Origin of the sequence: Bacillus sp. FSL R9-9497 (assembly GCF_038005805.1) — a bacterium.
In the GTDB taxonomy this organism is placed as follows: domain Bacteria; phylum Bacillota; class Bacilli; order Bacillales; family Bacillaceae_G; genus Bacillus_A; species Bacillus_A cereus.
The window spans coordinates 1-14,734 of the sequence record NZ_JBBOTY010000003.1 but is presented as its reverse complement, the minus strand read 5'-3'; the positions used below and the strand labels follow the sequence as shown (position 1 = coordinate 14,734).

Sequence of the window (14,734 nt, the reverse complement as noted above, 5' to 3'; positions counted from 1 at the left end):
AGGTGAGCCTATATGCAGACATTTAAACAACGATTACCGTTATTTACTACAATCGGCTTGATTAGCGGCTTTATTCTTTCATTTGGATTCGGTTTAGTAAACTACATCAAGTTACTCTACTATGCATTTGAACCACCGTCTTATCCTATAGAAATTACATATGTACCGCTTATTTTAATGTTCTTCTCTTTGCTTTTAGGAGAATTCAGTTTTAGGTTTTACAGCCGTATTCCTGCTTTGCATGTGAAGAATGGGAAATTAATAATTTTGATTGCTTCTCATATTGCAGTTGATATTCAATTTTTATGGTTTGCAACTGCTCCGATCCATGCAAAGGTTATTCCGTATCTTACAGATAAATCAAAGCATGTTAATTTTGGGGAGTATGAGGCCATAGGTCATGTTTTAACAGGGAATTTTCACACACTCACTATGATTTTTGTCTTTTTACCTACAGTTTTTATGATCTTGTTTACACTTTGGTATAGTGGTCATATTGTTCGTTACAGAGAAGAAATATTAAAGTGGGTACAAAAATACGAATATAAAAATCACAAGTTACAAAAATGGTTTAATAGCCAAGAAGAACAAATATACCCTGATGTGGAAATTGGACCGCATATTGAGCATAAAGAAATGGTTCGGATTAAGGGGAAAGATAGAACGTTAAATGGTATCATTATTGGTCCAATTGGTTCTGGTAAAACATCAAGTTTAATTATTCCTATGATAAATCAAGATTTACACTGGATGGTGCGTTTCATAAATAAGTTCGAAACTGCGTATAAAAAGAACGATTATGATACAGAAGAAGTAAAAGGAACATTTTTAAATGGTGTCACTGTTATTGAACCCAGTAATGATTTATGTCAAAAGGTATATAAATTAGTTCAAGCACATAAGATTCCTGCAAGCTCGGTTTACTACATTGATCCAACCAATCCTGATACCAAAAATATAAACATTCTGCGTGGGCCGGTTGATAAAGTAGCAGAAGTTTTCGCAATGGTTATTCAAGGTTTGTCTGAATCTAACAATGCATTCTTTGAACAAGCGCAGCGTAACCACCTTAAGCAACATATCTACTTATTAAAACTGCATAATCCACAAAAAGATGTCACCTTCGACGATTTGATTGAGATGTATGACGATGTAGAACGTGTTCACCGTATGCATAAACTATTAAAGGTACAGGTCGAAAAGTTATATGATTTTGTTCAAACCGGAGCTGCTTCACGTGACCAAAAAAACGAATATAAGATTATAAAAGGAATTGACGAGTGGTTTGATAATACTATTCGTGAAAAGATGGATTTTCAAGGGGAACCAGCAGTTTATAAATCAGGAAAATACCGCGGACAACCGATGCATTATGACAGAGAAGAAGAATATGTAAAAGGTTTACGCAACATCTTAAAAGATTTAGCTTCAAACGTTTTAATACGTCGTGTTTTGTTTGGGAAATCCGATTTTGATTTCGATGTCCATTTAGAGCAGGGTGGTATTCTACTTGTTAATACTGCGAAAGGGGAATTAGCAGACCTTTCAAACGTATTAGGAAAATTTGTATTGCTGAGTATGCAGAATGCGGTATTCCGTAGGGAACCGAACGTCTCGCCTTACCATCACATTATTGTGGATGAGTTCCCGGATTATGTTGTTCGGCCGTTTAAAGAATTCCCTGCACAATCACGTAAATATAAAGTAATTCTAACAATTGCTAGCCAAACACTATCTCAATTAGCTCTCGACTTCACAGAGCAATACATGTTTACCTTACTAGGCTCATTCCGTAATAAAATGATATTTGGAGATGTAACACCATATGACGCAAAAATCTTTTCAGATATGTTTGGTGAAAAAGAAGAATTTAAAGAGGCAGAATCTGAACAAGGTATTTCACCTATGCAGGACAACCCTGTTAGTCGACTAGGATCAACTTATCAGAAAGCAAAAGAAGTTGTTATGTCACCAGGAGATATTATGGGACAAGGTGCATTCATCTGTGCTGCGCGTATTGTACAAGACAACCATGTGCAACCTGTCCAACAAATTACAAGTAACTTTGTACCTAAAGAAGAATTCGCACATGCACTCATACAGGTAGAGGAGCGAACAGGCCAATATTGGGAAAATGAACGTCTTCGTCTTATTAATGAATCTATTGCAAAAGCAAATCCTATGAAACATGTAGACGCAGAGAACATGAAAAAAATACAACCTTTGCCAACTATACAAGAGGATGAGATGAAACAAAATAGCTCTATAGAAACAACCGAAGAGCAACAACACATTGTATCATTGGAAGATTATAAGGAACACAAGTCCCAAAATGAAATTCTAACTAATGATTCTGCAGCTATGAGCCACCAGGTAGATATTGATGATGAGGCTGAAAATAAGTTGTATGAAGATATTAAGGAATTTATTATTGAATCGCAACAAGTCTCACCATCTATTCTGCAAAGAAAATTTAAGATTGGCTATATGAAAGCTATGCAATGTATTGAGAAGTTAGAACAAAATCTAGTTGTAAGTTCTTACACAGGGGATGGTCCTCGTAAAGTATTAATTTCAAATAGTAGTAGTATACCAGAAGAACCGAGTGCTAATACTACTCATACTTCTGATAATACTATTACACAGGAAGTAGCGATTCCAAGCGAAGACAAAGAAACCGTACAAGAGGAAACACATATAGAAAGTGTAAGCACTGCAATAACTGAACCAGTCATAAACGAAGTAATAGAGGAAGTCATAGATATAGAATCACCTCTAATGGATGATTGCAATGAAATAAACATGGAGGTATCAGAACTAAACAAAGAATTGTCTATTACTATGCTAGAGCAAGATTGGAATACGGATTCCATCATTCATTCCAGGATTCCCGATGAGACTGAACCACTGCTAGAAGAATTCCCATCAGATGGACTTCCCGTTCCAATAATAGAAACTGCAGAAATAAATATAGAATCTACTTCAATTCCAGTTACAAAAACAGAGTCAGACGAAACGTATGTAGAAATCAACACGATCCCAATCGCAGAAACGCTTAATCATACGGAAGAAAATAAGCTTGATGAAGATGTAGCAAAAGTTTACGAATCTATTAGTATTACAGTTCAAGAAAACTTAGAAAAAAATAGAGAAGATCATTCGAAAAATGATGAGAAGAAACAAGAATATAAACCTATGAGTTACAAAGAACGCCAAGAGCACTTAAAATCTCAGCAAAAAAATAAGAAAAACACTTCGCAGTCTCTGCTTAATAAAATTGAGAAACCAAAGCAAAAAACATCGAACGTTATGAGTAAAGAGTTGAATAATTTCTTTGATTAATAGATTGTAAACCTCAAATTAAATCTAGTAGGAATATCGCCAGTATTGCGAAAAAAAATCACACTAAGCCAAAAATACAATAAGCTGCCCATATAGGCAGCTTATTTATATAATTATCGTTGTAGGAAGTAAAAATAAAGCGGAAATTGCATGATAAAACATTTTTACACCTTAAAATCACGTTATTATAAAGACATTTGGTAGTCTTTCATTAGCCTTTAACTTAACCTCAAACTTAAGGGAGATGTATAAATGAACATCGGTAAACAGATACAATACTTTCGTAAACGGGATAACATGTCCCAAGAGAAGTTAGCAGAAAAAATTTATGTTTCCAGACAATCTATTTCTAACTGGGAAAATGAAAGGAATTATCCAGATATTCATAATTTACTAATGATGAGTATTCTCTTTAATGTCTCCCTAGATGATTTAGTTAAAGGAGATGTAAAGATCATGAAAGAAGAACTTCAAAAATCAACTTTCTTTAAGTGGAGTTACATCATGTTAGCATTAATGATTCTACTTCCTATTTCTATTGCACCTGTATTTTACTTTTTTGGTTATTATGGTCTTATAATACCTTTGGTACTTACGATTTTGCTTATGTTTTCATTACAGCAAGTTGAAAACATAAAAAAGGAGCATAATTTAAAAACTTATCGTCAAATAGTTGATTTTATAGAGGGAAAACCTGTAAGTGAAGTAAAGCCTAATATGAAAGACAAATTATTAAAAATAGGTTTGATGCTTGCAAGTGCTTTAATTAGTTATAGTTTGATTTATTTAGGATTGAGTGTATTTGGAAGATAACTTAGAAAACTATCAAAAGTCCTCCAGATTTTTTAAATGGAGGACTTTTGTGTTTACATAATGATCGTTATTAGTATCAAGGAAAAAGGTCAACTCTTATTCCCACAAGAAATCTGCCTTTTTTTCTGGTTTATGAATGTTTTGTATTAGTACAAAAATTTGTATAGTATTCTGTATAATTCCTGGTTTTAAATGTAAAGAGTCTTTGTGTAGTCATCAGTTGTGGACGTAAAAACCTTCATTCCAAGGTATCTTCCACCGGGTTCGTCCCAGCACCGAGAGAATCCATGTTGAGGGAGTTCGGTGTGGGTATTTCCTGACCATATGTGATTACGGTCTTTGTCCTCAGCGTAGTAGTAAAAATTCCCTTTGGTCGACCCGGTTCTTACGGTTCTCGTTCCTCTAGGTGCTAATTCATACCAACCTACTTTTCTCCATTTGCTACCACCACAGCTTTGATCCTCGTGGGCGAAAGCTACGTACAAAGTTAAACTAGTGTCATTCTTAAATATAAGTGCCATTGTTATTATTCCCTCCTTGTTTTTCATGGTGATGTGTCACAAAATCAGGAACAGGAGAATATGCATAATTTAAACCTAGATGAGATTCATATGTGCATTCATCGCACTTATCTCTACTTTCACTATAAGTATAACTCGAAGGTACTGATTCTGTAGATACTTGGTTTATGTCATAAGTAGGTGCTATATGCCAAGGGTTTGTTCTATACTGTTGATATGGTACATCATATTCATAAGTTGAATTTAGAGTAGGTCCAAATGAAGGTACATAATATGGATAATGCAAAGATAATCACTCCTTATTATAACTGTATTTTTTCGATATTATATTTAGTTGTTTATGTTTTCGATGATTGTCTATGCATAATTGGATGATTACCTAAGATATTGTAGTAAGAAGGAAAATGAGAAAACGTCTTTACCTACAATCAAATTAGCGGAAGATTAGGTAAAAGTGTCCAGAAACATAAGATAGTAAATCTTTGGTATTACTAGTTTTTTACTTTCTCTATCTTACTCTTATATATAGGGCTAAAAGTTCCGTTAGGAACAGGTCGTATTTTTTTTGCTGTGCTCCATCCTTGCAAAACTTTTTTCGTCGGGGATTGGAATGTCGCCAAGCCGAACAGACCAAAAACGGGATATTGAGTTGCTTGTCTTGGACTAGCAATTATATCCGCCAAACCGCTTAGTTCAACTGTTTATGAATAGATATTTACTTTATATTTTTTAAGATACTAAATTAGGCTAATTCCTTGCTTCGCTCACCCCAGCGATCCATCAATCCAAAAACAAGGGGAAAAGATCAAAAGGTAACATGCTAGCCTTTAAAGGTTAAAAAGTTGTCATCAAGGCAATCAAAACTTCGTTTGTTCAGATGTATTCAATAAAAAACAAGATGTATACCGTATTCATAATAAGTTGACATAACGTCTCATTATAGGTAGAGAAGAAAAAGAAGGAATCCTACTTTCACAAGGAAATCTCTTTTTCCGCTCTATGGAGCAATGCATTTTTTTATACAATCCTATTATATCGTGTTTTTAGGTTTCTCGTTTGTTACTGGATTACCCGAAAAATTGTATAAATTTATGCATACTCTTAGCGTGTTATCTTTCTGAAATGTTGGCAGTAGAGCCCTAGTAAGACTGTATTCTAGATTTTGATTCAACCTATAGCAAACTTATGATTTAAAAATTATTCTTGCATTTGAGTAAAAATACCATTATATTTGTATTAACAACTATATAAATAAATCATAATTTACGTGAAGGACACACCTTACGTACCATCCCAACGGTACAGGTGTGTCCTTTTTTGCGTTCTAGGAGGAAAATATAATGGCAGAAGACAAAACAAACACTCAAACTGTAGAAGAACTTGGAATGGTTTTTGAATCAGAGAATTCACAAGGTGACACACTGTTAGAAACAAACTTTAATCAATTCGAGCGAGTACGTGAACATGAATTAGAAGAATTGGCACGTATGAAACGTGAACGCACTGTAGGGAAAGGCTTAATTACAGTCGTATCCGAAAAACTATTCCCGACTAAAAACGGAAAGTCTGAGCGTATACAAGTACTTACAATGCAAATTGGTTCTCATACAACAGCATATTGTCCAATTACAGAGGCAGGTATAAACATTCCTAAAAATCCTCAATGGTTAGTGGGTAGAACTAAACCTGTTATTATTGAACACTTCCAGAAAACTGAGGAAGGCAACTTTGCTGTTGTATCTATCACAGCAGGGGAATTAGCACTTCAAAAAAGATTATATGAAGAAGTAGAAACACAAGAGGGAAATAAGGTATATACAGGAAACGTTTCTGGACATATTCCATCTGCACAAACTGTATTGGTTGAAGTTCATGGTGTGACAGTAGGAGTACGATACTCGCAATGGTCCCATTCATTCGTTCGCTCAGAGGATATTATTATTGGTGATGTTGTAGAGCTTATCATTGATAAAGTAGTAGAAAAGAATGGGCGCTATGAGTTTAGGGGAAATAAAAAAATATTAGAAACAGATCCAATGGAGAAACTATTAGAATTAAACAAACGCCGTGACCGCTTTGTAGGTAAAATTGTAGGTGTTGATGCTATTGCTGGGATTTTCGTTGAGGTTGCACCAGGTATTCAATTTAAAGGACTAAAGAGCCGTAACCTTGCTAATCCAACTCCAGAAGATGCAATTAACCAAACAATCGTTACATGTGAGCTGCTTAATATTGATGCTAAAAATAGAAGAGGAACCGTACGTATCCTAAATTATCCGCAAGGCCAGAGTAAAAAATCTAATTCGTCAATTTACCAATTTTAATGGATGATTATGCGTACAATAGAGAAACAAATGTCTACTTATATCCCTTCTATTCCTCATTTATCAAGTGAGGATGTACAAGGACTTCAAATATATCGGATACATGATTTGGATAAAACCTATGTATTCCACTCTTATGAAGAATTAGTTAAGTTTAAGCAGCGTTTAACAGAAGAACAATATGCATTACTCACTTTCATTGGTTTGCATATGTCCGTTAGATTCAATCATTTATTATATTTATTCAAAAGTAAATATTCACGTAAGAAAATAAATGATGCACTTCAAGGATTACTTTATTATCGTCTAATTGAGAAATGGCAAGTAGATATTTTTGATATGGAGATCTTTGAAGAAACATATACGTTATCCGATAATGGCTATAAACTCTTAAAATACTGGCAAGGAAATATGTTCTTCTTTGCTCCAGAACGAATTGATAATCATGGTAAATATGTTCACCTACGTTATTGGCATGATATAGACCTACTTTGCCACCTGCGTTATGCTTCATCCTTTTTAGGACATATTATGCATCCATCCATTAATAAAGGGGTTTTTACCCCTCCTTTAAGTTTTATAGTAAACGGCGGGGAAGAACGTAAATTAAATTTCGTTGTATACTCTACCTTGTTATCTGATAAAAAAGACCGATTAAAACGAATAATTGCTAGATGGAAAACTTTTGTAGAATCAGGAAAAGATATTATTATGCGGGGTTTTGGAAATAATCCTACTATCTTAGTTATTTATGTTTCTACTGAAAAACAAGCAAAGCAAATTAATAATGAACTATTACTCGACCTGCTCCCTGGTAAAGTATTGTTGTGTATAGGAGAAACCTTACATATACAAGGATTACAACATGCATTTTACCAGCCCCTTGCAGAAGGGGAGATTAAACAATTAAATACAAAGCTATTCTCAACACACTAGGCCACCCTTACAAGCTATTAATTTCTTTTAAGGGTGGCTTGTTTACTGCTTTGTATTCGCTGTTTAAACTCCTTTGGTAAACAGTTATTCTCTTTTTTAAACAACTTATAAAACTGTGACATGTTTGCAATTCCAACTTCACATCCGACATTTGAAATACTAAGGTCACTTGTTATTAATAAACTTTCTGCTTGTTTGATGCGCTTATAATTCACATAATCCAAAAAGGAAATACCCATAATTCTTTTAAAGTATTTTATGAAATAATGATAGCTTAAATTTATTAATGCACATGCTTTGGTTACGGTTATCTTTTCTCCTATATGATCTTCTACATAATCAAGTACGGGTTTTAAACGAGCCAAGTCGTCTTGTTCACTATAATTTAAAATGTTATGTGTATCATTTCTTACTAGTATTAAAAGTAATTTCTTAATGGCAGCACTAATTGCGATTTCATATCCGTTTATTTTCTTTTTTGATTCTGTAAAGATTTCTATAATAAGAGCATAAGCCTCATGTTTTACCACTTTATTTTGTTCAAAAATATAGTTTAACTCATTTAGAGATTTTGTTTGTTCTGAAAAGCAATGTAAATATTGTATAATGCTTCGGTCAAAGTGTTGTTTTAAATTTACTTGAAACACAATGTAGTGTAACGAATCTGCAGAAGCTTTATGTGACCGATGCAACTCGGATTTCCCCAAAATAAAAACATCTCCAGGACCAAGAACAATATATTTATCTTTATTTTGTATACCTAAATATCCTTCTATAATTGCTAAAAACTCAATCTCTTCATGATAATGCCAAGGGGCACTCTCAATTTGATCATAATAAGAAGTTTCCATAACAATGTCCCATACCTTTAAAAATAGTAATGGATTTTGATAAGTGACCTTTTCTTCAATTGCTTCAGTAAGTTTATTATAAATCCCTTCTGTCATAAACGTTTACACCTCCTTGTTAGCAATATAACACCTTTATCAAAATACGATAAGTAAGTTGCCTTATTTCTAATAGAAAAAGGCAACTTATGATATAAACATAACGATATATGGCATATTTTTTAATTGAATAAATTTCTATAATAATTTCAAATCGAGCAAAAGGGGGATATGATAGTGAATATTTTAAAAGTAGGTGTTATTGGCTGCGGAAGCATCGCGCAGTATCGTCATTTACCAGAATACCAAGCAAACCCATATGTGCAGATTGTAGCTGTTTGTGACAGTAATAAACAACGCGCAAAAGAAATTGCCAATAAATATGGTGTAAATATGTACATTGACTTTAACGAGCTTATCAATTGTGAAGAGTTAGATGCAGTGAGTGTCTGTACACCAAATGATTTACATGCATCAATCTCTATCGCTGCTTTACAATCAGGCATTCATGTACTATGTGAAAAGCCAATGGCGACGTCAAAAAAAGACGCGCAAAAGATGATTGATGCTGCTGAAAAAAACGGTAAAAAGTTAATGATTGGTCATAACCAGCGCTTTGTCGCTTCTCACCAAAAGGCAAAACAGTTGATTGAAAATGGAGAAATCGGAAAAATATATAGCTTCCGTACAGCATTTGGTCATAGTGGTCCTGAAAATTGGAGTGTAGACGGAAAAGAGAGCTGGTTCTTTAAAAAAGATGAAGCGTTTCTTGGTGCAATGGGTGATTTAGGTGTACATAAAGCCGATTTAATTCGGTATATCCTGAATGAAGAAATTACAGAAGTTGGCGCCTTTGTTGAGACGAGCGCAAAAACATTTTCGAATGTAGATGATTGTGCAGTATGTGTGTTGAAAAGCGAAAGTGGTATTATCGGATCACTTGCAGCAAGTTGGTCTTACGTTAGCAAAGAAGATAATTCAACAATTATTTATGGTGAAAAGGCCACTCTTCGCCTGGAAGATGATCCAACTTACTCACTCATTCTTCAATATAAAAATGGTGAAGTTGTAAAATATGAGCTTGATAAAATTCAATCGAATGCTGCAGTTAGTCAAAGTAATTCACATGTGATTGAGCGGTTTGTAGAGTCCATTCTTTCTGATAAAGAGCCGTTAATTAATGGCGTAGAAGGAATGAAATCGTTAGAAGTCATTTTAGCAGCCATACAATCAAGTGAAACAAAACAAATTGTTACAATTCCATTATGAGAAAAGGTGAAGACATGAAGAAACTACGCATTGGAATAATAGGGACCGGAGGAATTGCAAAAGGTCGCCATATCCCTGCATTTGTAAAGTTACATGAATATTGTACCATTACGGCTATACATGATAGAAACATAGAACGCGCAAAACAAACCGCTGAAACATATAACATTCCTTATGTATTTGAAACGTATGAGGAAGTCTTTAAAGAAGTTGACGCTGTTTGTATTTGTACACCAAATAAGTTTCATGCTGAGATTTCTATCGCAGCATTACAAGCAGGGAAACATGTATTATGTGAAAAACCGATGGCTTTAACAGCGAGAGAATGTGAACAAATGATAGAATCTGCAAAAAACAGCGGTAAAAAACTTGCTATCGCTTATCATTATCGCTACATGAAGGAGTCACAAGTTGCAAAAAAAATGATGATAGATGAGATTGGAACGCCTCTTGTTGTTCGTGTAAAGGCACTCCGTCGCCGAAAAGTGCCAGGATGGGGCGTTTTCACAAATAAAGAATTACAAGGTGGAGGAAGTTTAATAGATTACGGCTGTCATCTTCTTGATTTAGCACTATGGTTAATTGGAAATCCAAAACAAACAGAAGTCATTGGTAGTGTCTATAATGCAGTTAGTAAGCTACCAAATCAAATAAACATGTGGGGGAAATATGATTATAGAACATTTGAAGTTGATGATCATGTTACCGCATACATAAAGTTTGAAAATGGAGCATCATTAATATTTGAAACTTCTTGGGCAGCAAATATTAAAAATGATGAAGAACAAGTAAGTATTTCCGGAGTAAACGGTGGAATGAATGTTTTTCCAATTGAATTATATACAACAAAACATAATATGCTATTAAATAGTGAACCTATTTGGATAGGATCTAACAGTGATGCTGGAATTTTGCAAGCTGAAAACTTTATAAAAGCTTGCTTATACGACGAGGAATTAATTGTAAAACCTGAGGAATCGCTGCAAGTATCACAAATTATTGATGCAATTTACGAGAGTAGTAACACACATGTAGAAAGGACGGGAAGATAAATGAAATTAGGAGTATTTACAACACTTTTTTCTCATATGGAGTTTGAAGAAATGCTAGATTACGTACAAGCAGCCGGTTTGCATGCTGTAGAAATTGGTACAGGATGTTATCCTGGAGGATCGCACTGTAACTTAGATTTATTATTAGAAAGCGAACAAGTCAGAAGCACATATATAGAACATATACAAAAAAGAGATTTAATCATTAGCGCTTTTAGTTGTCACGGAAATCCTTTATCCCCGGATACTGCTTTTGCAAAAGAATCCCATGAAACATTGTTAAAAACCATTCAACTCGCTTCACTACTAGACGTACCTGTTGTGAATTGTTTTTCAGGTGTAGCAGGTGACCATGAAAACGCAAAATACCCGAATTGGCCTGTTGCACCATGGCCAAATGAATACAACGATATTTTAAAATGGCAATGGGAAGAAAAGCTCATTCCTTATTGGAAACAAGTTGGTGAATTTGCACAAGAACATGGTGTGAAAATTGGTTTAGAACTTCACGGTGGTTTCTTAGTACATACACCATATACATTACTAAAACTACGTGAAGAGACATGTGATGCAATAGGTGCTAACTTAGACCCTAGCCATTTATGGTGGCAAGGAATTGACCCTATCGCTGCTATTAGGTTATTAATGAAAGAAAATGCAATTTATCACTTTCATGCAAAAGACACTTACATTGATCAAGAAAATGTGAATATGTATGGTTTAACAGACATGCAGCCTTACAGTAAAGTGAAAACAAGAGCTTGGACGTTCCGTTCTGTTGGTTGTGGCCATAGCTTAGATGAATGGTCGCAAATGATGAGTGCACTTCGTACATATGGATATGATTATGTTGTAAGTATTGAACACGAAGATCCACTCATGTCTATTCAAGAAGGATTTAAACGTGCCACAAAGAATCTTCAATCTATTTTAATTGAGGAAAGTCCTTCACAGATGTGGTGGGTGTAACTTTGTTTAAAAAGAAAGGAGTAACATTTTCTCGGAGAAGCCATTCGTAAAAGAATATGAGCTTCTCTTTTTTTAAGAAATGTTTAAAAAAGACGCAATATTCAAAAAAGAATTAAGAAAACTAATAATCCTGTATCTACCTCTATACAAAGTACGGATTTTACGAAATAATATTCTTTGACACCTTTATACAGAAAAAACAATATATATAAATATATTTCTTCGCGTAAAGGAATATATAAGAAAGGGGTAACACATTGCTACGTATACAAAGAGGCTACATGTACGATCCAGATGATAATGAGGTCATTGTGAACGAAATTTTCTACAACGCTGCATCTGAACAAAAATTAGGCAGCAAAATAGGTGTGTTTGCTGCAGACAAACTACCTACTTCTATTTTTGAAAAGATCCAAGAAAACACAAGTATGTCTTATATGGAAAGTATAGAAGTAAAAGAAAAAATGATTCAAGAAATACTTTGTTATTTAGACCAAAATCAAAAGCCAGAAAAACTATATTTTGAAATGCAGTACATGGACTAATACTAAGAACTGAAAATAAGAGGGGATTTTCAGCAGGAGAAACCAGGGAGCTATTATTAATACATATAACAACTGCATAGAAGGTCCCTTCTTATCTTCATTCCATTAAAAACAATTGAATATTATATGAAAATAGATTAATATAAACTTATATTTATTGTTTAATTGATTCCGTTTATTCCCACACCTTATTGTGTTGTGGTTGAGTTGTAGAAGCAAGTTTTGTGTCTTGTTTCAATTGTGAAAGGGCTTCTTTGAGCCGATTAGTGTATATATAGCTTATTTTGCTATGCACGTTTTTAATCGACTTAAAGAAGCCCTTTTTGTGTTGTCTTTAAGTTTGGAATTACTTGTACGTAGACCTTCGGGGCTAATAATATGCGAAATAAAAAAGTACACCTATTGTGCTTTTTTGTTTCATTTAGAGGAGAGATTATATGGAATTTTACAAAGTATGGCATAAGAAAAAGAATATGAGAGTTATTAGTACTCATAATAACCATGAAACAATGGGCCTTTATTTAACAGAAACATATCCTGTCTGCGATTGTGTAAGGTACCTCAATGTTTAAAAGTTAAGCACACAGGTAATACAAATAAAACTTAATGTGAATAACAGCACTAGGTTTACAGCATTTCTTATTATTGTTAAAGATTTTTGAATTTGACATAAAAGAAAGAGATTAATTTCTAATTCATAGTAAACTAGATACAGAGTGGAATATAAAAATTAAAAACTAGAGAATGTATATAGAAGTAGGGTACTTGTTGCAATGCTAAAAACACTAGAGATTAGGATTTGTAAACCAGAGAGGAGTCATATAATATGATTACAGTTAACCGAGGGTATATGTACGATCCAGATGATAATGAAGTTGTAATTACTGAGATTTATTATGAAGCTGCTACAGAAACTAAATTAGGGAGTAAGATGAATAGCTTATCTTATTCAGTTCTTCCTAATAACATTAAAGAAAAAATAGAAGCAGTTACTTCATTATCTTATATGGAGAGCATTGAAATGTCACAGCAATTAGCTGCTGTATATCAGAATGAAATTAATAAGTATGGAAAGCCGGAAAAATTGTACTTCGAGTACACAAATATGTAAGAAGAGAGAAGGCATTGGACAACCTGGTTCAATGTCTTTTTTGAATAAATTCATAGAAATAGGAAAAATAGAAATAGGGTAACTAACTTTTACTGTATTCATCCAAAGTCCATATTTGCAGGTGATTAATCAGTAACAAGAATTAGCAAAGAGTATAAATTAAGTGGGGTAAGGTTTCTAAAATAAATATCTAAGGGGGCGTAAAGAAGGCATATTATGATGTCTTCTTCTTTTTTTATGATGACATTTAAAACTATCCAATTCGCAATGCTTACAAATATTAAACATTACATGTTACTGCTTAAAAAGGCTAAGCCAATATTAGAGGAATCGCATCATGACTATAAGCTATTTCAATTTATGTGCAAATTAGAGATAAATCAAATATATGAAGCACTTGAAGGCCAGAGGAATGATACTTATATAGATTCAAATGCCCATCCAGTATATATACATACACTTATTAAGCAGGCGAATTTACTTCAATATGTTATTTCCATTGTGCAGGAGGAAGGAGTTATTCATGCTGCATCGATACTATTGATGCACTCATTTGACTTGTACACCGTACATAGGATTACAAATTTATCAATCTCATATCTAAGAAACTTAGGGAATACACTTTCAGAATAAAACTAGGGGGATATCTATAATGAGCATTATTATCAATATTGCAGAAGGGAAAAAGCTTGTACCATATATTGTTTTAATAGGTAAAAGAGGGAATAGTAGTGCAGACGGTAGCCCCTTATAAGAATTCAAGCAGGTATACGAATGTTCTCAAGCATTGCAAAACGTTGGAAAACAATAAAAAAAATATATAATAGCAGGGAGAAGAGAAACGCATGTATAATATACTTAAACGTCAATTTAATTACATTATCCGAGGGGTGATTCGGATTAACGAAGAGGTGCAAAGGGAATTGGACCTATTGGTGCAAAAGATTCGTGAAACTGTATCTTCA

The 14,734-nt window shown here is 33.8% G+C and carries 13 protein-coding genes and 1 pseudogene; 11 read left to right on the top strand and 3 right to left on the bottom strand.

Annotation, left to right across the window (positions count from 1 at the left end; all coding sequences use genetic code 11):
- Positions 1 to 12 precede the first annotated feature (12 nt).
- Positions 13 to 3,342 (top strand): DNA translocase FtsK, encoded by a 3,330-nt coding sequence (locus MKY21_RS30315; RefSeq protein WP_341078507.1) that lies wholly within the window; start codon positions 13 to 15, stop codon positions 3,340 to 3,342.
- A 252-nt stretch (positions 3,343 to 3,594) separates the two neighbouring features.
- Positions 3,595 to 4,155 carry a helix-turn-helix domain-containing protein gene (locus tag MKY21_RS30310; protein ID WP_097856591.1) on the top strand — a complete coding sequence of 187 codons (561 nt, stop codon included), beginning with the start codon at positions 3,595 to 3,597 and terminating at the stop codon, positions 4,153 to 4,155.
- 188 nt (positions 4,156 to 4,343) lie between these two features.
- On the opposite strand, the gene MKY21_RS31300 is transcribed toward MKY21_RS30310, so the two are convergent.
- Both MKY21_RS31300 and MKY21_RS30305 read right to left on the bottom strand, forming a co-directional pair.
- The gene (locus tag MKY21_RS31300; RefSeq protein ID WP_001173900.1) at positions 4,344 to 4,676 is read right to left on the bottom strand and encodes a DUF1036 domain-containing protein; all 333 of its coding nucleotides are present in this window, start codon (positions 4,674 to 4,676) and stop codon (positions 4,344 to 4,346) included.
- Positions 4,660 to 4,962, bottom strand: a complete 303-nt coding sequence (locus MKY21_RS30305) for a hypothetical protein (protein ID WP_176520295.1) — start codon at positions 4,960 to 4,962, stop codon at positions 4,660 to 4,662. Before MKY21_RS30305 ends, MKY21_RS31300 begins: the two co-directional genes overlap by 17 nt.
- Positions 4,963 to 6,016: 1,054 nt before the next feature.
- Between MKY21_RS30305 and MKY21_RS30300 the strand changes: the two genes are divergently transcribed.
- Both MKY21_RS30300 and MKY21_RS30295 read left to right on the top strand, forming a co-directional pair.
- A complete protein-coding gene (locus tag MKY21_RS30300) occupies positions 6,017 to 7,000 on the top strand; it encodes an RNA-binding protein (RefSeq protein ID WP_098209432.1) in 984 nt (327 codons plus the stop codon).
- 9 nt (positions 7,001 to 7,009) lie between these two features.
- Positions 7,010 to 7,936: a hypothetical protein gene (locus tag MKY21_RS30295; protein WP_098209433.1), complete on the top strand. Its 927-nt coding sequence runs from the start codon at positions 7,010 to 7,012 to the stop codon at positions 7,934 to 7,936.
- Between the two features lie 17 nt (positions 7,937 to 7,953).
- On the opposite strand, the gene MKY21_RS30290 is transcribed toward MKY21_RS30295, so the two are convergent.
- Complete coding sequence (locus tag MKY21_RS30290; protein ID WP_000134678.1) at positions 7,954 to 8,883, bottom strand: AraC family transcriptional regulator; 930 nt, start codon at positions 8,881 to 8,883, stop codon at positions 7,954 to 7,956.
- Positions 8,884 to 9,060: 177 nt separating this feature from the next.
- Here MKY21_RS30290 and MKY21_RS30285 point away from each other — a divergent pair, with 177 nt between their 5' ends.
- From MKY21_RS30285 to MKY21_RS30255, 7 genes and pseudogenes are all read left to right on the top strand, one after another.
- On the top strand, positions 9,061 to 10,092 hold the full coding sequence (locus MKY21_RS30285; RefSeq protein WP_098286947.1) for a Gfo/Idh/MocA family protein: 1,032 nt from the start codon (positions 9,061 to 9,063) through the stop codon (positions 10,090 to 10,092).
- A 14-nt stretch (positions 10,093 to 10,106) separates the two neighbouring features.
- Entirely contained in the window at positions 10,107 to 11,144 is a 1,038-nt protein-coding gene (locus tag MKY21_RS30280) for a Gfo/Idh/MocA family protein (protein WP_422666925.1), read from the top strand.
- Complete coding sequence (locus tag MKY21_RS30275; protein WP_341078499.1) at positions 11,145 to 12,113, top strand: sugar phosphate isomerase/epimerase family protein; 969 nt, start codon at positions 11,145 to 11,147, stop codon at positions 12,111 to 12,113. It begins immediately after the preceding gene.
- A gap of 281 nt (positions 12,114 to 12,394) precedes the next feature.
- Entirely contained in the window at positions 12,395 to 12,658 is a 264-nt protein-coding gene (locus tag MKY21_RS30270; RefSeq protein WP_098506337.1) for a hypothetical protein, read from the top strand.
- Positions 12,659 to 13,484: 826 nt separating this feature from the next.
- Positions 13,485 to 13,769, top strand: coding sequence for a hypothetical protein (locus MKY21_RS30265; RefSeq protein WP_098392628.1), 285 nt, complete (start codon positions 13,485 to 13,487; stop codon positions 13,767 to 13,769).
- A gap of 237 nt (positions 13,770 to 14,006) precedes the next feature.
- On the top strand, positions 14,007 to 14,402 hold the full coding sequence (locus tag MKY21_RS30260; protein WP_341078743.1) for a hypothetical protein: 396 nt from the start codon (positions 14,007 to 14,009) through the stop codon (positions 14,400 to 14,402).
- 212 nt (positions 14,403 to 14,614) lie between these two features.
- Positions 14,615 to 14,734 (top strand): annotated as a pseudogene (locus MKY21_RS30255) (nucleotidyltransferase domain-containing protein); the annotation flags it as partial.